This is a genomic window from Streptomyces sp. NBC_00212 (genome assembly GCF_045206365.1).
Taxonomy (GTDB): Bacteria; Actinomycetota; Actinomycetes; order Streptomycetales; family Streptomycetaceae; genus Streptomyces.
Window position 1 is genome coordinate 6,963,579 of sequence record NZ_CP108115.1, and the last position, 16,837, is coordinate 6,980,415.

The 16,837-nt window shown below is 70.9% G+C and carries 17 protein-coding genes; 14 read left to right on the forward strand and 3 right to left on the reverse strand.

The features are described 5' to 3' along the window. The first annotated feature begins 10 nt into the window (after nucleotides 1-10). The 10 genes from OHA17_RS31705 to OHA17_RS31750 all read left to right on the forward strand — a co-directional run bounded on the left by OHA17_RS31705 (nucleotide 11) and on the right by OHA17_RS31750 (nucleotide 9,944). Complete coding sequence (locus OHA17_RS31705) at nucleotides 11-985, forward strand: YafY family protein (RefSeq protein ID WP_053723512.1); 975 nt, start codon at nucleotides 11-13, stop codon at nucleotides 983-985. Nucleotides 986-1,000: 15 nt separating this feature from the next. Next, the gene (locus tag OHA17_RS31710; RefSeq protein ID WP_189962092.1) at nucleotides 1,001-1,255 is read left to right on the forward strand and encodes a hypothetical protein; all 255 of its coding nucleotides are present in this window, start codon (nucleotides 1,001-1,003) and stop codon (nucleotides 1,253-1,255) included. 11 nt (nucleotides 1,256-1,266) lie between these two features. Beyond that, nucleotides 1,267-1,458 (forward strand): hypothetical protein, encoded by a 192-nt coding sequence (locus OHA17_RS31715; RefSeq protein WP_406509373.1) that lies wholly within the window; start codon nucleotides 1,267-1,269, stop codon nucleotides 1,456-1,458. Nucleotides 1,459-1,670: 212 nt separating this feature from the next. Next, on the forward strand, nucleotides 1,671-1,949 hold the full coding sequence (gene tatA / locus OHA17_RS31720) for a Sec-independent protein translocase subunit TatA (RefSeq protein WP_053723515.1): 279 nt from the start codon (nucleotides 1,671-1,673) through the stop codon (nucleotides 1,947-1,949). A gap of 70 nt (nucleotides 1,950-2,019) precedes the next feature. Next, nucleotides 2,020-2,973, forward strand: a complete 954-nt coding sequence (gene tatC, locus OHA17_RS31725; protein ID WP_406509374.1) for a twin-arginine translocase subunit TatC — start codon at nucleotides 2,020-2,022, stop codon at nucleotides 2,971-2,973. Between the two features lie 37 nt (nucleotides 2,974-3,010). Next, nucleotides 3,011-3,943 carry a diacylglycerol kinase gene (locus tag OHA17_RS31730; RefSeq protein WP_406509375.1) on the forward strand — a complete coding sequence of 311 codons (933 nt, stop codon included), beginning with the start codon at nucleotides 3,011-3,013 and terminating at the stop codon, nucleotides 3,941-3,943. Nucleotides 3,944-3,988: 45 nt separating this feature from the next. Next, nucleotides 3,989-6,817 carry an RNA helicase gene (locus OHA17_RS31735; protein WP_053723518.1) on the forward strand — a complete coding sequence of 943 codons (2,829 nt, stop codon included), beginning with the start codon at nucleotides 3,989-3,991 and terminating at the stop codon, nucleotides 6,815-6,817. Between the two features lie 487 nt (nucleotides 6,818-7,304). Continuing rightward, on the forward strand, nucleotides 7,305-8,621 hold the full coding sequence (locus OHA17_RS31740) for a cytochrome P450 (protein WP_406510863.1): 1,317 nt from the start codon (nucleotides 7,305-7,307) through the stop codon (nucleotides 8,619-8,621). Between the two features lie 230 nt (nucleotides 8,622-8,851). Continuing rightward, nucleotides 8,852-9,139 (forward strand): hypothetical protein, encoded by a 288-nt coding sequence (locus OHA17_RS31745; protein ID WP_406509376.1) that lies wholly within the window; start codon nucleotides 8,852-8,854, stop codon nucleotides 9,137-9,139. Between the two features lie 175 nt (nucleotides 9,140-9,314). Then, nucleotides 9,315-9,944, forward strand: a complete 630-nt coding sequence (locus OHA17_RS31750; RefSeq protein WP_406509377.1) for a TetR/AcrR family transcriptional regulator — start codon at nucleotides 9,315-9,317, stop codon at nucleotides 9,942-9,944. Between the two features lie 138 nt (nucleotides 9,945-10,082). Here OHA17_RS31750 and OHA17_RS31755 read toward each other — a convergent pair whose 3' ends face one another. Then, nucleotides 10,083-11,111 (reverse strand): ADP-ribosylglycohydrolase family protein, encoded by a 1,029-nt coding sequence (locus OHA17_RS31755; protein WP_406510864.1) that lies wholly within the window; start codon nucleotides 11,109-11,111, stop codon nucleotides 10,083-10,085. A 241-nt stretch (nucleotides 11,112-11,352) separates the two neighbouring features. Here OHA17_RS31755 and OHA17_RS31760 point away from each other — a divergent pair, with 241 nt between their 5' ends. The 3 genes from OHA17_RS31760 to OHA17_RS31770 all read left to right on the forward strand — a co-directional run bounded on the left by OHA17_RS31760 (nucleotide 11,353) and on the right by OHA17_RS31770 (nucleotide 14,036). Next, entirely contained in the window at nucleotides 11,353-12,024 is a 672-nt protein-coding gene (locus OHA17_RS31760) for a PadR family transcriptional regulator (protein WP_406509378.1), read from the forward strand. A gap of 195 nt (nucleotides 12,025-12,219) precedes the next feature. Next, nucleotides 12,220-13,230 (forward strand): ATP-binding cassette domain-containing protein, encoded by a 1,011-nt coding sequence (locus tag OHA17_RS31765; protein ID WP_406509379.1) that lies wholly within the window; start codon nucleotides 12,220-12,222, stop codon nucleotides 13,228-13,230. Beyond that, a complete protein-coding gene (locus OHA17_RS31770; protein ID WP_406509380.1) occupies nucleotides 13,227-14,036 on the forward strand; it encodes an ABC transporter permease in 810 nt (269 codons plus the stop codon). The genes OHA17_RS31765 and OHA17_RS31770 overlap by 4 nt, the downstream gene beginning before the upstream one ends. Nucleotides 14,037-14,125: 89 nt before the next feature. On the opposite strand, the gene OHA17_RS31775 is transcribed toward OHA17_RS31770, so the two are convergent. Continuing rightward, on the reverse strand, nucleotides 14,126-15,031 hold the full coding sequence (locus OHA17_RS31775; RefSeq protein WP_406510865.1) for a hypothetical protein: 906 nt from the start codon (nucleotides 15,029-15,031) through the stop codon (nucleotides 14,126-14,128). 174 nt (nucleotides 15,032-15,205) lie between these two features. Here OHA17_RS31775 and OHA17_RS31780 point away from each other — a divergent pair, with 174 nt between their 5' ends. Next, nucleotides 15,206-15,898 carry a MerR family transcriptional regulator gene (locus tag OHA17_RS31780; protein WP_406509381.1) on the forward strand — a complete coding sequence of 231 codons (693 nt, stop codon included), beginning with the start codon at nucleotides 15,206-15,208 and terminating at the stop codon, nucleotides 15,896-15,898. Between the two features lie 66 nt (nucleotides 15,899-15,964). On the opposite strand, the gene OHA17_RS31785 is transcribed toward OHA17_RS31780, so the two are convergent. Beyond that, nucleotides 15,965-16,810 (reverse strand): siderophore-interacting protein, encoded by an 846-nt coding sequence (locus OHA17_RS31785; RefSeq protein ID WP_406509382.1) that lies wholly within the window; start codon nucleotides 16,808-16,810, stop codon nucleotides 15,965-15,967. Nucleotides 16,811-16,837 lie beyond the last annotated feature (27 nt).

Sequence of the window (16,837 nt, forward strand, 5' to 3'; positions counted from 1 at the left end):
CCGTACGACCATGGCTGCAAACGCCATCGACCAGACGCGGCGGATGCTGTCGCTGGTGACCTATCTGCGCGAGCGCCCCGGCGCCCACGTCGCGGACGTGGCCCGCGCCTTCGGCATCACCGAGGACGAACTGATCTCCGACCTCGACGTGCTGCCCATGTGCGGCACGAGCTTCCGAGGCGGCGACCTCCTGGACATCGACACCGACGGCGACCGCATCTGGTGGCACAACCCGGACGACGTCGCGGCCCCGCTCCGGCTCGCCGCCGACGAGGCGACCGCGCTCCTCGTGGCCGCGCGGGCCGTCTCCACGCTGCCCGGCCTGCGCGAGGGCGACCGGCAGGCGCTGCTGCGCGCCACCGCCAAGCTGGAGGCCGCGGCCGGCGAGGCCGCCGGTGCCAGCTCCCGGCTCTCGGTCACCTTCGAGTCCGAGGGTGGCGTCTTCGCCGAGGTCGACCGGGCGATCTCCGAGCGCCGCCGGCTGTGGGTGAAGTACTACTCGCCCGCCCGCGACGAGCTCACCGAGCGCGAGGTCGACCCGATCCGGCTCTTCGCCGTCGGCCACACCTACATGGAGGCGTGGTGCCGGCTCTCCGAGGCCCGGCGCACCTTCCGCCTCGACCGGGTCGCCGAGATCCGCCTGCTCGACGAGGCCTCCGCGCCGCCCGAGCTGGAGCTGCGAGACCTGTCGGAGGGGCTCGTCCAGCCGTCCGCCGAGGACCCCGAGGTCGTCGTCGAGGTCGGCCCCGGCGGCCGCTGGGTCGCCGAGTACTACCCGCACGACAGCGCCGAGGAGCTCCCCGACGGCGGCCTGCGGATCACGCTGCGCACGCCCGACCCCGCATCGCTGCGGCGCCTGGCGCTGCGCCTCGGCCAGGACGGCCGGATCGTCTCGCCGGACGACCTCGCCGAGAGCGCCCGGCGCGCGGCCCGCGAGGCGCTGGCCGGCTACGAGGAACCACCCGCGCTCGACCACCAGAGCTGAGGAGAATTGCGGAACATGTCGGTATTGCCCGGTATTTCCCGTCCCGTGATCCCGGTCCTCTTCAAGGCGGCCTGCCCGGAGTGCCGCGCCCGCTTCGAACTCGGCGCGGCCGCGCTCCGCCTCGCCATCGGCGCCAGCCGCCGCACCACGTTCTACTCCTTCACCTGCCCCGAGTGCGGCTCGGCCGTCCGCAAGCCGGCCGGGGAGCGCATCATCGAACTCCTCACCGGCGGCGGCGTCCGCACCCTCCGCCTCCACTCCACCGTCTAGGGTCCGCATCCATGTTCTGGCCGATGACCGCCATCGCCCTCGGTTTCCTCGGGATCGCCGTGCTCGGCGTCCTCGCCGTCAACGTGTTCGTCGAGGCGCAGCGGCTCGGCCGCCAAGTGGCCGACACCACAAGGAAGATCAACCGCGCGGCCGAGGACCTGGAGCGCGCCGCCGTCGCGGGCGCCGGGGAAACGCTGAGGTGACCGGTCCGCTCTGATGTCGCCCGTTTCGGGGCGGTACGCTGCACAACGCGGCCCAGGTAGCGAGGCCCGGTCCGCAAACGGGCGTACGCACGGGGATTGCCCAGCGTTTACCCCTGCGCGTTACGATCGCTGCACGTAAGGCGGTCGGACACCAGTCCGGCTGCCCTCCAGCAGCCCCCTACCCTGCAGCCTCGGTGAGAAGGTAAACGCTTATGTTCGGAAGGCTCGGCGCCCCCGAGATCATTCTCATCCTCATCGTCGTCGTCCTGTTGTTCGGCGCGAAGAAGCTCCCGGACATGGCGCGGTCGCTCGGCAAGTCGGCCCGCATCCTCAAGAGCGAGGCCAAGGCCATGAAGTCCGAAGGGCAGCAGCCTGCTCCGGCCGACCCGCCGGCCGAGCAGCCGCCGGCCCAGCGCACGATCCAGTCCGCGCCCGGCGACGTGAGCAGCGCCCGTCCGGTGACCGAGCCGACGGACACGACGCAGCGCTGACACCGGGCCGAAGCAGGCGCTGTTCACCTCTGTGACCAAAGTGACCTGCCGCACGAGATGAGGACGTGGGTTGCTCAAGTCTGCCCGCAAACAACAGAGGGACCCCGAGGGCCGGATGCCGCTCTCGGACCACCTTCGCGAGCTGCGCAACCGGCTCGCGAAGTCGGTGTTGGCGATCCTGGTCTGCGCCATAGTGGCGGCGTTCTACTACAAGGACATCGCCGGGCTGATCACCAAGCCGATCACGCACTCCGTCGGCTGCCCGTCCGACTTCCACGAGCTGACCAATAAGAACAACAAGACCTGCGGCAACATCACCATGTCCGGCCTCATGGGGCCGTTCACGCTGATGATCAAGGTGTCGATGGTCGCGGGCGTGGTCGCAGCCTGCCCGGTCTGGCTCTACCAGCTGTGGGCGTTCGTCGCGCCGGGCCTGCACAAGCACGAGCGGCGCTACTCGCTGAGCTTCGTCGCGGCGGGCGTCCCGCTCTTCCTGGCGGGCGGCTGGTTCTCGTACAACGTGCTGCCGGCCGCAGCTGAGGTGCTTCTGGGCTTCACCCCCTCGGGCGTGACCAACCTGCTGCCGCTCAACGAGATCATCGACCTCGTCACCCGCATGATCATCGTCTTCGGCCTCTCCTTCGAGCTGCCGCTGTTCCTGGTCATGCTCAACTTCAGCGGCATTCTCACCGGCCGCCGGATGCTGGGCTGGTGGCGTGGAATGATCATGGGTGTGACGGTCTTCGCGGCCTTCGCCACCCCGACCGTCGACCCGGTCTCGATGCTCTCGCTCGCCACCCCGATCGTCGCCCTCTACTTCATCGCCGTGATCATCTCGCTGATGAACGACAAGCGCCGCAGGGAGCGCGCCGACGCCGAACCCGACGACGACGAGGCCTCCGAACTCAACCTCACCCCCGAGGACGTCGGCACGGTCGAACCCGTGAGCGTGGCCCCGGCCGTGCCCGAGCAGGCCGACGGCGGCCGCTCCAGCAAGCTCAACGGGTACGACGACATCACCTGACCTTGACGGGAACGCCGGACCTTGTAGGGTCCGGCGGGTGACCAGCGAGATCACCCTCTTCGTCAATCCCACCGCCGGACGCGGCCGGGGCGCGCACGCCGCGCAACCGGCCGCTTCCGCGTTGCGGGCCGCCGGATTCTCCGTACGCACCGTGCTCGGCGAGGACGCCGACGACGCGCTGCGCCGGGCCCGCGAGGCCGTCGAGGGCGGCACCGGAGCGCTCGTCACCGTCGGCGGCGACGGCATGGTCAACCTCGCCCTCCAGGCCGTCGCCGGGACCAGGACACCGCTCGGCGTCGTCGCAGCGGGCACCGGCAACGACTTCGCCCGCGCCCTCGGCCTGCCCATACGCGACCCGGCCCGAGCCGGAGAACTCGCGGCTCGGGCCCTCAAGGGCGCGCACATCCGGGACATCGACCTCGGCCGCACGGGCGACCGCTGGTTCGCCACCGTCCTCGCCTCCGGCTTCGACTCCAAGGTCAACGACCGCGGCAACCGGATGCGCTGGCCCAGCGGCCGCTTCAAGTACGACCTCGCGATGCTCGCCGAACTGGCCGCCTTCAAGCCGATCCCGTACAAGATCACGCTCGACGACGGCGAGACCCGCGAGATCGAGGCGACCCTCGTCGCCGTCGGAAACGCGTCCTCCTACGGAGGAGGCATGCGCATCTGCGCCGACGCCGATCCGACCGACGGACTCTTCGACGTCACCGTCGTCGGCGACTGCTCACGGGCGACCCTCCTCAAGGTCTTCCCGCGGGTCTACAAGGGCACCCACCTCGGCCACCCCAAGGTCACCACGCACCGCGTCTCCTCGATCACGCTCGCCGCGGACGGCATCACCGGCTACGCCGACGGGGAACGGCTCGGTCCGCTCCCGCTCACCGCGGAGTGTGTACGCGCCGCCGTACGGGTATTGGCACCCGTACCGGCGTCCGGCCGGAAGGCCGTCAGTACCGGCCTCCAATAAAGATCGCGACCTCTGTCAGAGGCGGCGGGTAGGCTCGAAGACAAGATGACAGAGGACCTCTCACCAGCCGAAGCGTACGCAGCTGCCCGGCTCCGCGCCGTCGAGCAGGCCACCGCGCTCGCACCCTTCCGCGACCTGTACGACTTCGATCTGGACCCCTTCCAGATCGAGGCCTGCCAGGCCCTCGAAGCCGGGAAGGGCGTGCTCGTCGCGGCACCCACCGGCTCCGGCAAGACCATCGTCGGCGAGTTCGCCGTGCACCTGGCTCTGCAGCAGGGCCGCAAATGCTTCTACACCACGCCCATCAAGGCGCTGTCCAACCAGAAGTACGCCGACCTCGCGCGCCGCTACGGCGCCGACAAGGTCGGCCTGCTGACCGGCGACAACAGCGTCAACGCCGACGCGCCCGTGATCGTCATGACCACCGAAGTGCTCCGCAACATGCTGTACGCGGGCTCCCAGGCGCTGCTCGGGCTCGGATATGTGGTGATGGACGAGGTGCACTACCTCTCCGACCGCTTCCGCGGCGCCGTGTGGGAAGAGGTGATCATCCACCTCCCGGAGTCCGTCACCCTGGTCTCGCTGTCCGCGACCGTCTCCAACGCGGAGGAGTTCGGCGACTGGCTGGACACCGTCCGCGGCGACACCGAAGTGATCGTCTCCGAGCATCGCCCCGTGCCGCTGTGGCAGCACGTCATGGCCGGCCGGCGGATGTACGACCTCTTCGAGGAGGAGTCCGACCACGGCGGGCGCGGGGTCGCCCGGCGCGAGGTCAACCCCGACCTGCTGCGCATGGCGCGGATGGAGAACCAGAAGACGTACAACCCGCGCGACCGGCGCCGCGGCAAGATGGTCCGCGAGGCCGACCGCGAGCGCGAGCGCCGCTCGCGCTCCCGGATCTGGACGCCCGGCCGCCCCGAAGTCATCGAACGGCTCGACGCCGAAGGCCTGTTGCCGGCCATCACCTTCATCTTCAGCCGCGCCGCCTGCGAGGCCGCCGTACAGCAGTGCATGTACGCGGGCCTCCGGCTCAACGACGAGGAAGCGCGCCAGCAGGTCCGTGAAATCGTCGAGGAGCGCACCGCCTCCATCCCCGGCGAGGACCTGCACGTCCTCGGCTACTACGAATGGCTCGAAGGCCTGGAGCGCGGCATCGCCGCCCACCACGCGGGCATGCTGCCCACCTTCAAGGAGGTCGTGGAAGAGCTGTTCGTACGCGGCCTGGTGAAGGCCGTCTTCGCCACCGAGACCCTCGCGCTCGGCATCAACATGCCCGCGCGCTCAGTGGTGTTGGAGAAGCTCGTCAAGTGGAACGGCGAACAGCACGCCGACATCACACCCGGCGAGTACACCCAGCTCACCGGCCGGGCCGGGCGGCGCGGCATCGACGTCGAAGGCCACGCCGTGGTCCTGTGGCAGCGCGGCATGGACCCGGGCGCGCTCGCGGGCCTGGCCGGCACGCGCACCTACCCGCTGCGCTCCAGCTTCAAGCCCTCGTACAACATGGCCGTCAACCTGGTCCAGCAGTTCGGCAGGCACCGCTCGCGCGAGCTCCTGGAAACCTCCTTCGCGCAGTTCCAGGCCGACAAGTCCGTCGTCGGCATCTCGCGCCAGGTCCAGCGCAACGAAGAGGGCCTGGAGGGCTACCGGGAGGGCATGCACTGCCACCTGGGGGACTTCGAGGAGTACGCGCGGATGCGGCGCGACCTCAAGGACCGCGAGACCGAACTCGCCAAGCACGGCGCCGCCCAGCGCCGGGCGGCCGCCGCGGCCTCCCTGGAGAAGCTCAAGCCGGGCGACATCATCCACGTGCCGACCGGCAAGTTCGCCGGCCTCGCCCTGGTCCTCGACCCGGGGATCCCCGCCGGGCGCACCAACGGCCACCGCGGCTTCGAGCAGCACGACGGGCCCCGCCCGCTCGTGCTGACCGCCGAACGGCAGGTCAAGAGGCTTGCCTCGATGGACTTCCCGGTGCCCGTGGAGGCCCTGGAGCGGATGCGCGTGCCGAAGTCGTTCAACGCGCGCTCGCCCCAGTCCCGCCGCGATCTGGCGTCCGCGCTGCGCACCAAGGCCGGGCACATCGTCCCCGAGCGGCACCGCAAGGCCCGCTCCGAAGCGGCCGACGACCGCGAGATCACCCGGCTGCGGGCAGCCCTGCGCGCCCACCCCTGCCACGGCTGCGACGAGCGCGAGGACCACGCCCGCTGGGCCGAGCGCTACCACCGCCTCCAGCGCGACACCAAGCAGTTGGAGAAGCGCATCGAGGGGCGCACCAACACCATCGCGCGCACCTTCGACCGCATCGTGGCCCTGCTCACCGAGCTCGACTACCTGCGCGACGACGAGGTCACCGAGCACGGCAAGCGCCTGGCCCGCCTGTACGGCGAACTCGACCTGCTGGCCAGCGAATGCCTGCGCGCGGGCGTCTGGGAGGGCCTCAGCCCCGCCGAACTCGCCGCCTGCGTATCGGCGTTGGTGTACGAGGCCCGTCAGTCCGACGACGCCGTGGCACCCAAGACGCCCTCCGGCAAGGCGAAGGCCGCGCTCGGCGAGATGGTGCGGATCTGGGGCCGGCTCGACGCCCTCGAAGAGGACCACAAGATCAACCAGGCGGAGGGTGTGGGCCAGCGCGAGCCCGACCTCGGCTTCGCCTGGGCCGCCTACCAGTGGGCCTCCGACAAGGGCCTGGACGAGGTACTCCGCGAGGCCGACATGCCCGCGGGCGACTTCGTCCGCTGGTGCAAGCAGGTCATCGACGTCCTCGGCCAGATCGCGGCCGCCGCGCCGCGCGAGAACAGCACGGTCGCCAAGAACGCCCGCAAGGCGGTCGACGCGCTGCTGCGAGGAGTCGTGGCGTACAGCTCGGTCGGCTGAGCGGTGGGCGGTACGGGATTCCGTGCCGCCGGTCCGAGAGTGGCCCCCGCCGGGGTTCCGGCGGGGGCCACTCCATTGGGCCGCTCCATGTCCGGTTCGTTCCGTGAGGGAAGGGGGCTGCGGCGAACTTGCGCCTGGCCGCCTTGGATGACTCAACTATCGAGCGGAGTAGGCGAGTTGAGATCGCGTCAGCCGATTTCACCGGGCCTGTGTCGTGCGGCGCGAGAGGCGGCCGCTCGTCGCTGTGGAAAACGGCGTGCCCCTCCCGGGGGACGAGCCGTCTGGGGAGATATCCACAGGGGTGGCGGGGTGTCGGTGGTGTCGGATTGCATGTACTCACACGTTGCGCGGTCCGCATCGCGCAGGGTTCGCATGCCGGACGCAGGCACGCGGCGCACGAACTGACGGGCGCCGCCGGGGAGGGGAGTCACTCTTGACCACAGAAGCGGCCGCGACCGCCCGGGAACACACCGGGCCACGACGGGTGATGGCGGGCCCGCGCAGCCTTCCGTACCTGGGCAACCTGCCCCAGTTCGGCAAGGACCCGCTCGCCTTCTTCGAACAGCTGCGGAACCGGGGCGACTTGGTGCACTGGCGATTCGGCCGCACGACCTCCCTGTTCGTCGCCGACCCGGAATGCATCGGCGAACTCCTCGCCGAGGTCGAGCACACCTTCGACCAGCCCGACCTCGGAGTCTCCTTCCGCACCCTGCTCGGCAACGGAGTCGTGGTCGCCAAGGGCAAGGACTGGCGCCGCAAGAGATCCCTCGTCCAGCCCTCGGTCCGGCCCAAGCAAGTCCGGTCGTACGCCGCGACCATGGCCGCGTGCGCGACGGATCTCGCGGACAGCTGGGCCGACGGACAGCGCATCGACGTGAAGCGGGAGATGTCCGCCCTCACGCAGCGGATAGCCGTGCGCACCATCTTCGGCGTCGACACCGCTGCGGACGCTGACGCCATCGGGCGGGCCATGGAGATAGCCCAGCACGAGATCGGCGTCGAGTTCAGCGGGATCGGCGCGCTGCTGCCGGACTGGGTGCCGACGCCGGGCCGGGCCCGCATCAGGAAGGCGACCGCCGTCATCGACGCCGAGGTCGGCCGGGTCGTCGCCCGCCACCGCAACGGCGACACCGACCGCCCCGACCTGCTCAGCCGGCTGCTCGCCGCCCAGGACGAGACAGGCGCTCACCTCTCCGACCGAGAGATACGCGACGAGACCGTCACCCTCTACATAGGCGGCCACGAAACCACGAGCAGCACGCTGGTCTGGGCGTGGCACCTCCTGGCCCGCAACCCGCGAGTCCGAGAGGCGCTGTGCGAGGAGCTCGACCGGGTGCTCGGCGACTGCGAACCCGGCTACGACGACTACGCGCGGCTCACCTACACCCAGGCCGTGGTGAAGGAGACGCTGAGGCTCTACCCGACGATCTGGCTGCTCACCGCAGTCGCGAAGGAAGGCGCGACGCTGGGCGGCCGTCACATCCCGCCGGGCACCCGGATCTGGACCAGCCAATGGGCCACGCACCGGGACGCCCGCTGGTTCCGCGACCCGGAGGAGTTCCGCCCCGAGCGCTGGGCGGAAGGCGCCGAGGAGATACCCGAGTACGCCTGGTTCCCCTTCGGCGGCGGCCCCCGAGCCTGCCTGGGCACCCGCTTCGCGCTGGTGGAAGCGGTACTGATCCTGGCGGTGCTGTCCCACCGCTTCGACATCGAGGTGGCCCCGGGCGAGCTCAGGCCGGTGCCGGGGCTGACCTTGCAGGCGGAGGGGGAGGTATTGGCTTTCGTGAGGGGGCGGGGGGAGTAGAGGAGGGGGCGCCTCGATGTTCTTCTATGTTCTTCGTCAAGCGTCGGGGCAGGTTTGGCCTGAGGTTCGATCTTCTGCGTGGGGCATGAGACTGTCTGGTCGTGCCAGAGACGATGGGTGGGTTGGAGTCGGCCTTGGCTGAGGCGTCGTCTCCTTCGTGGACGCAACGTGCTCGTGCTGGGCATGACCTTGCTTCCTTCGCTGATGTTCCTGAAGCTGCGGGAGTGCTGGTGGGGCTGCTGCTGGATGCCGAGGACACTGCGGTGACGCGACAGACGGCAGAGGCGCTGGCCCGAAAGGGGACTGTGGCCGCGGTGAGGCTCATCGCTCTCGCGGTTGTCGAGGCCGACGGCAACCAGGCTGACTGGCTGCAGACCGGGGTGCATGACGCGCTCGTGGGACCGGACGGTGTGCAGGACGTAGCTGCGGCCTGCGGGAAGCTCGCCCGGAACCAGGAGGAAGCTGTCCGGCGGGGTGCAGCGGAGATCTCGGCGTGGACAGACGGCACAAGCTGTTGACTCCTACCGACCTGGCCTCGGGCCGGTTCATGCAGCCGCGGCTTGGGAGAGGCGGGGCTCGTAGAACGTGCCGTCGCGTTGCAGGACCGCGAAAAGATGACGAGGCGCCCCTCCCGAAGGGGGTGGAAAGCGTCGCCCCGGGCCCTCCTTAGCCGCGTGTGCGACGATCGGATTTATGAGTGTCACGACGGGGCGAAGGGTCGGGCGGCCGCGGGCTGTGCAGCGGCCGGACAGTGGGCTGGCCGCACGGGATGAACTGCTGTGCGCGGCCGCCGAGTTGTTCACGCTGCACGGATACGCGGCGACCACGACCCGGGCGGTGGCGGACCGGGTGGGGCTTCGGCAGGCCACGATGTACCACTACTTCTCCGGCAAGGAGGACCTGCTCGCCGAGTTGCTGGAGTCGACGGTCACCCCCTCCCTGGAGCTCGCGCGGCAGCTCCTCGGGGATGCCTCGCGCAGCGCCGAGGACCGGCTGCGCGAGCTGTGCCGGTCGGACGTGGAGCTGCTGTGCGGCGGTGCGTACAACCTGGGGGCGCTCTATCTGCTCCCCGAGGTGCGCGCCGAGCGCTTCGCCGTGTTCCACCGGAACCGCGCCGAGCTGAAGGCCGCGTACGGGGAATTGCTCGCCGGGACCGAGGCCTGCGCCGGCCTGGGCGCGGATGTGCTGGCGCTGCGCACGGACCTGGTCTTCGGCCTGATCGAGGGCGTCATCCTGATCCACCGCTCGGCGCCGGGCCGCGATGTCGCCGCCTTCGCCGCGGCCACCGCTGATGCCGCGCTGCGTATCGCGGGTGCGCGCTGACCCCGGGCTGATTTCTGGGTGCGGCAGGCGGGTCGGCTCCCGGCCGCGGGCCGTCTCACCGGCCCGCCGGACGTGGCGTACTGCCGCTTCGTAGGGACTGGTGGTCGCCGTCGGCCCCAGCACGCCGGGAATATTCCGCTACGGGTTCTCACTCCGCCGCACATGACCCGTTGCACCTGAACCCGAGCCCGAGCCCGAAGCCGAATTCGGACCAGAACCAGAAGCCTGAGCCGCCCCCGCCCGGGCCCGGTCCCCCGCGCCTGCTCCCACACTCAACTCCCTTGCCAGCACGCCCAGTTCAGCCGCCCCCAGGACCCGGTCGTCGAATCCCGGCAGGGGGACGTGCAGGGGGGTCGTCCAGCGGGTAGGGATGGATCGTAGGCCGTAATGGGCGCCGGCCAGGCCGCCGGTCACTGCCGCGACCGTGTCCGTGTCGCCGCCCAGGTCGATCGCCGCGCCGAGCGCCCGCTCGAACGAGTCGGTCGTGCGCAGGGCCCACACGGCGGAGCCGAGGCAGGGCCAGACCGCGCCGTTGAACTCCGTCGCGTCGTCGGGGTGCCAGTCGGGTGCCAGGACCGTCGACCAGCGGGTGCGGTGGTCGGGGTGGACGGCGGCCAGCGCGCCCGGCACGGCCGTCAGCGGATCGGCGCCGGTCAGCGCGGCGCGTATCAGGTCGTGATAGATCGCCGTGCCCTCCCAGGCGGCCCGGTCTCCGTGGGTGAGCGCGGCGATGCGTCGGGCAGCGGCCATCGTCGCCTCGCGCCCGGCGTCCGCGAAGTACACGGCAGCGGTGGTGGCCCGCATCAGTGAACCGTTGCCCGCCGCACGGCGGTTGACCTGGAAGTGGAGTGCGGCCGCGCGGTCCCAGGGCTCGCCGTTCGTCAGGACGTCCTCGGTCTGGAGCCCGATGTCCTTCGGGTCGGAGACCGCCCAGCGCTGGAACCGCCGGAAGATGTCGGCCGGTTCGAGGCCGCCGCGTTCCAGCAGGGAATCGGCGACCAGCACGGCCATCTGCGTATCGTCGGTGGCCTCACCCGGATCCCAGCCGCCGCCCCCGCACATCGCGCCGACGCCGTCGGGGAACCGCCCCGAATACACCCCGGGCGGCCCGAACTCGAAGGGCGCCCCCAGCGCATCGCCCACCGCCGAGCCGACCACGGCCCCCATCGCCCGGTCCGTCCGGCGCGCGGGCCCGCCCTCGCCGAAGCGGACCAGGTTCTGGTGATCTTCGATGCCCATGCCCATGCCCATGCCCATGCCCGCCACGCTAGTCAGTCGCCGTACGGCGCTGCGAACGGGTTCCCCGGCGGAGCTCACCCGGCTCCAGAACTCGCGATACATCGCGCTTGACGCAACCCTCCTGTCGCGATATGTTCGGCCACGAGTATTCGGGAACGAGGTGATGGTCATGGCGGCCGGGCGGCGCAAGCTCCGTAATCCCTTGGCGCTGGCCGTTCTGGTGCTGCTCGCCGAGCGGGCTTCGATGCATCCGTATGAGATCGCGTCGACTCTGCGCCAGCGCGGCAAGGAGTACAGCATCAAGATCAATTACGGGTCGCTGTACACCGTCGTCCAGAACCTTCAGAAGTACGGCTTCGTCGAGGTCGCCGATGTTCAGCGGCAGGGCAATCGCCCCGAGCGGACCCTCTACGCCCTCACCCCCGCGGGGCGCGAGGAGATGCTCGACTGGATGGCGGACATCGTCTCGGTGCCCGTGCACGAGTTCCCGATCTTCGAGACGGCGCTCTCTCTCATGGGCGTACTCCCGCCCGATGAGGTCACCGCGCTGCTTGAGCAGCGAGTCAATACGCTGGAAGTGCGGGCCGCCGGGCTGCGAGGAGCGCTGCGGAAGCTGTGCGAGACGCTGCCCCGGGTCTTCCTCGTGGAGAGCGAATACCAGCTCCACATGATCGACGCCGAGGTGGAGTGGGTGCGCGGCTTCCTCAAGGAGATGGCCGACGGCACCCTCAGCGGCGTCGAGGGATGGCGCACCCGGCATTCAACGGGTGAAGTGCCCGAGGAATGGCGGCAGTTGGAGGAACAGGACCACTCGCGCGGCCGGCCCGGGGCCACCCCCTAGGCCGGGCCGCACAGCAAAAAGGAACCCCGGTACGGGCTGTTGCAGCAGCCCGCACCGGGGTTGCGACCCCGGACCCGACCCGCGCGCGGCAGGCCAGGCGATCGAAGGTGCGGCACGCCAAGGATAGCCCGGCGCTTCTCACGCGGAACGGTCCGTCATACCGACCACCCCCGCTCACCACAGGAGAGCCCCGTCATGAGCACCCGGGCGCCCGCAGTAGAGGCGCACAACCTGATCAAGACCTACCCCGGTGATGTCACCGCCCTCAACGGCATGGCCGTCACCGTCGAAACCGGCAAGGCCTTCGGACTGCTCGGCCCCAACGGCGCCGGCAAATCCACCACCGTCAAGATCCTCACCACCCTCGCCCGCCCCGACAGCGGCACCGCGACCGTCGCCGGGCACGACGTGCTGCGCCACCCCGACCGGGTCCGGCGCGCGATCGGCGTGGTGGCGCAGAAGTCCGGCGCCGACCCCGTCGCCACCGGCCGCGAGAACCTCCAGCTCCAGGGGCGCCTGTACGGGCTGACCGGCGCGGCCCTCAATCGCCGCGTCGACGAGCTGCTCGAACGGTTCGGCCTCGGCCACGCCGCCAAGCGCATCGTCAAGGGCTACTCGGGCGGCATGCAGCGCCGCCTCGACGTGGCGCTCGGCCTGGTGCACCGCCCCGAGGTCCTGTTCCTCGACGAGCCCACCACCGGCCTCGACCCCGAGGCCCGCACCGCGATGTGGGACGAGATCTCCCGCCTCGCCGGCGACGAGGGGCTCACCATAGTGCTGACCACCCACTACCTCGAAGAGGCCGACCGGCTCTGCGAGCGGATCGCGATCGTGGACCGCGGCCGGGTCGTCGTCGAGGGCACCCCCGACGAGCTGAAGGGCGAGCTCCGCGGCGACGCCGTCCACGTGGAGCTGCGCGAGGCCGTCACCGAACGCTCCCTGCTGCGCGACGCGCTCTCCGGGCTGCCCGGCGTGCACGAGGTGCTGCTCGACGGCCGCCGGGTCAGCGCCCGCGCCGACGACGGCGCGGCCGCCGTGCCCGTCCTGCTCGCCGCCCTGGAACGGGCCGGAGCCTTTGTCGCCGCCGCGACCGTGGCCCGCCCCTCCCTCGACGACGTCTACCTCCGCTATGCCGGACGCCGCTACTCCGAGGCCGAGGCGGCAGCCGAAGCCCCCGCCCTCGCCGCCGCGGGAGACTCCCGATGAGCACCCAGTCCGCCACCCGCGCGCCCCTGCGTTCCAACGCCCTCGCCCAGACCTGGTACATGACGCAGCGTCAGCTGATGGCGATCTTCCGGCAGCCCGCCTATCTCCTGATCACCCTCATCCAGCCGGTGATCTGGCTGTTCCTCTTCGGCAACCTCTTCAAGAAGGTCGTCCAGCTCGGCGGCTTCGGCACCACCTCCTACCTGGACTACCTCGTCCCCGGCATCGTGGTGATGAGCGCGCTGGGCTCCAGCATGTGGGCCGGCATGGGCACCCTGGAGGAGATCGAGCGCGGCACGCTCAACCGGTTCCTCACCACACCGGTCAGCCGCGGCGCCCTGATGAACGCCAACGTCGTGCAGAACGGCATCAGCATCACCGTCCAGACGGTGATCATCCTGCTGCTCGGCAAGCTCGGCGGCGCCCACTATCCGGGCGGCTTCGGCGGTCTCGTCATCCTCGCCGTCGCCGCGATCCTGCTCGGTACGGTCTTCGGCGCCTTCTCCAACGCGCTCGGCATGCTGGTCCGCCAGCGCGAGTCGATCATCGGCATCAACACGTTCCTGCTGCTGCCGCTGACCTTCCTGTCCTCGGCCTTCATGGCGCCGTCCCAGATGCCGTCCTGGATGCGGCACATCGCCGACTTCAACCCGCTCAACTGGGCCATGGTGGCGGGCCGTTCGGCCGTGTCCGCCGACCCCGACTGGGGCATCGTCCTCGGCCGCGGCGGCGCGCTCCTCGGCCTCGCGATCGTCGCGGTCTGGCTGTCGACCCGCACGTTCCGCTCGTACCAGAAGTCGGTCTAGCGCCAGTCCTGCGTGCAGCGCGGTCGGTTGTCCGGCCCGGCCCTCCGTCGTCCTGGAGGGCCGGGCCCTTCCGTGCGCGGGGGCGCCGGTCACCCCACGGGCTGCCTCGTCCGCTCCGGCGTACCGGCCCGATTTCCCCCAACTGGCCTGCGCAGTGCGGCGATCGAGCCCAGTGCGGCCCCCGCCGCGATCAGGGCCGCGGCTGCCAGCGTCGCCCCGTCGGGGTGGACCAGGGGCTGGCCGCGCAGGGCCTGCCAGGTCAGCAGGGCGAGCACCGCCGCGTACACCGCACCCGCGACGGCGACCAGGTGAGCGCGGATCCGCTCGTCGCGCAGCCGGGGGACCCGGGCGCCCAGCGCGACGAGGCCCATCAGGGCGAGCGGGATCAGCTGGAGGGCGTGCATGCCCACGAAGTGCGGAATGCGCAGGTCGCCGCCGGTCGTGGACCAGCCGGTCAGCGGCATCGAAGGGCCGCCGTCGGGCACCCCCACGCTGTGCGCGCCGACGATGTCCGACGTCCCGCGCATCTGGCCGGGCGTCGGTTGTGTCATCAGGAAGCCGAGCCCGGCGCCGGCCAGACCGAGGACCGCGCCGATCCGGACCGCCCGGGCGGACGCGCGGTCGGCGATCGTGCTGCGGAACAGGAGCACGGCGAGGATCAGGGTGGCGAGCCACAGAACGGCGACCGTCCCCGCCATCACGTTGTAGAGCGCCGAGTCGAACGGTGTCTGGTGATTGAAGTGGCTGCGCCTGCCGCGGATCACCTGCCCGGTGATGATCACCATCTCGATCGCCCCGGTCACCGCGACCACGGTCCCGGCCCACCAGCCCAACTTCCGCCTACGGGTGAGGAACTGGAGCATCCAGGCGAGCGTCAGGCAGTACGCCACGAACGAGACCGAGAACTTCAGCGACTTCGCCCAGATCGGCGCGCCGACCAGGACGCGGTCGTCCACGATCAGCCCCGCCACCGACACGACGGCCAAGACGGCCATCGCCCCGGAGAACAGCACCAGTGGCCGGTGCCACGAGCGGAGCGAGGTGAGAGGGGAGGAGAAGGACATGGGAATACCCCCGAGAGAATGGACAGCGGCACTATCCGCTATCCGATAGTGGGACTATCTATGATGGGGCGATGGGTTGGCAAGGCCGGATGAGGTGAACACGCGATGCGCATCGGTGAGTTGAGCCGCAGGACGGGGGTCGCGATCCCCACGATCAAGTACTACGTCCGGGAGGGGCTGCTCCCGCCCGGCGAGCTGACCAGCCCGAACCAGGCGAGCTACGACGACTCCCACGAGCGCAGGCTGCGCCTGGTGCGCGCGCTGATCGACGTGGGCGGGCTCTCGGTGCAGGCGGTCGGTGAAGTGCTCGGCGCCGTCGACGATCCCCACCGGCCGGTGCACGCGGTGCTCGGCGCCGCGGCCAAGCGCATCGTGCCCCGGTACGGCGAGTACGACGACCCCGAACTGGAGGCCGCCCGCGAGGAAGTGGCGGCGCTGATCGAGCGCCGGGGCTGGCGCGTCCGGCCGGGCGGCCCCGCCGCGGAAGCCCTGGCGGGCGCGCTCGCGGCGATGGAACGGGTCGGCCACGGCGACTTCGCCACGGAGGTCCTGGACGAGTACGCGCGGGCGGCCGAGCAGGTGGCCGCGGCCGACCTCGGCTACGTCGGCCGCAAGGCGAGCCGCGAGGACCTGGTCGAGACCGTGGTCATCGGGACCGTCCTCGGCGAGGCCGTCTTCTCCGCCGCCCGCCGCATGGCCCACCAGGACGCGTCGGCCCGCATGTACGGCAAGGAGGGCGACGGGAGCCGCCTCAAGGGCGTGGACGGTGACGGTGCAGTGCGAGAGCGCCCGGCCTGAGCAACGGCGAAACCCCCGGCGGGCAGGCGCCGGGGGTTTCGGGGTGAGCGGGGGAGGGGGAGGAGGTCAGGCCGCCGGGGCCTCCTGCTCGCGCTCCACCTGCTCGTTCCAGTCACGCTTCATCGCGCGCCAGCCGTCGTCGTCCTGGCCCAGGCGCCAGTAGCCCGAGATGGAAAGCCGCTCGCGCGGTACGTTCCGCTCGACCCGGAGCAGCCGGCGCAGCTCCTTCACGAAGCCTGCCTCGCCGTGCACGAAGGCGTGCACGGCGCCGGCCGGGAACTCCAAGTCCTTGACGGCGCCCACCAGTTCGGAGCCCACCGCGGCCTCGCCCCGGTGCAGCCAGGTCACCGTGACGCCGTCCGGAGTGCTGATCTTCTGCTCCTCCTCGGGGCCGGTCACCTCGACGAAGGCGTGCACCACGGCGCCCGCCGGCATGCGCTCCATGGCCGCCGCGATCGCGGGCAGCGCGCTCTCGTCACCGACGAGCAGGTGCCAGTCGGCCGCCGGGTCCGGGGCGTACCCGCCGCCGGGGCCGAGGAAGCGCACCGTCTCGCCCACCTGGACGCGGGCGGCCCACGGGCCCGCGAGGCCCTCGTCGCCGTGCACCACGAAGTCGACGGTCAGCTCGCCGGCCGCCGCGTCCCAGTTGCGCACCGTGTAGGCGCGCGTGCTCGGCCACTGCTCGCGCGGGAACTCGGCGCGGATCCGCTCCATGTCGAAGGGCTCCGGGTAGCTCACGCCCTCGGCCGGGAAAAGGATCTTGATGTAGTGGTCGGTGTGCTCGCCGGTGCCGAACCCGGCCAGCGACTCGCCGCCGAGCACGATGCGCACCATGTGCGGAGTGAGCCGCTCGGCCCGCACCACCTGCGCCTCATTGATGGTCCGTGCCTTGCGAGACGGGCGTTCTGCCACAGTGCGCTCCCCTGATCCAGCCTGATC

What these genes read in the sequence shown, in the direction of transcription:
- OHA17_RS31705 (WP_053723512.1), top strand. Translation starts at nt 11, where the DNA reads ATGGCTGCAAACGCCATCGACCAGACGCGGCGGATGCTGTCGCTGGTG.
- OHA17_RS31710 (WP_189962092.1), top strand. Translation starts at nt 1,001, where the DNA reads ATGTCGGTATTGCCCGGTATTTCCCGTCCCGTGATCCCGGTCCTCTTC.
- OHA17_RS31715 (WP_406509373.1), top strand. Translation starts at nt 1,267, where the DNA reads ATGTTCTGGCCGATGACCGCCATCGCCCTCGGTTTCCTCGGGATCGCC.
- tatA (WP_053723515.1), top strand. Translation starts at nt 1,671, where the DNA reads ATGTTCGGAAGGCTCGGCGCCCCCGAGATCATTCTCATCCTCATCGTC.
- OHA17_RS31735 (WP_053723518.1), top strand. Translation starts at nt 3,989, where the DNA reads ATGACAGAGGACCTCTCACCAGCCGAAGCGTACGCAGCTGCCCGGCTC.
- OHA17_RS31740 (WP_406510863.1), top strand. Translation starts at nt 7,305, where the DNA reads ATGGCGGGCCCGCGCAGCCTTCCGTACCTGGGCAACCTGCCCCAGTTC.
- OHA17_RS31750 (WP_406509377.1), top strand. Translation starts at nt 9,315, where the DNA reads ATGAGTGTCACGACGGGGCGAAGGGTCGGGCGGCCGCGGGCTGTGCAG.
- OHA17_RS31755 (WP_406510864.1), bottom strand. Translation starts at nt 11,111, where the DNA reads ATGGGGGCCGTGGTCGGCTCGGCGGTGGGCGATGCGCTGGGGGCGCCC.
- OHA17_RS31760 (WP_406509378.1), top strand. Translation starts at nt 11,353, where the DNA reads ATGGCGGCCGGGCGGCGCAAGCTCCGTAATCCCTTGGCGCTGGCCGTT.
- OHA17_RS31765 (WP_406509379.1), top strand. Translation starts at nt 12,220, where the DNA reads ATGAGCACCCGGGCGCCCGCAGTAGAGGCGCACAACCTGATCAAGACC.
- OHA17_RS31770 (WP_406509380.1), top strand. Translation starts at nt 13,227, where the DNA reads ATGAGCACCCAGTCCGCCACCCGCGCGCCCCTGCGTTCCAACGCCCTC.
- OHA17_RS31775 (WP_406510865.1), bottom strand. Translation starts at nt 15,031, where the DNA reads ATGGCCGTCTTGGCCGTCGTGTCGGTGGCGGGGCTGATCGTGGACGAC.
- OHA17_RS31780 (WP_406509381.1), top strand. Translation starts at nt 15,206, where the DNA reads ATGCGCATCGGTGAGTTGAGCCGCAGGACGGGGGTCGCGATCCCCACG.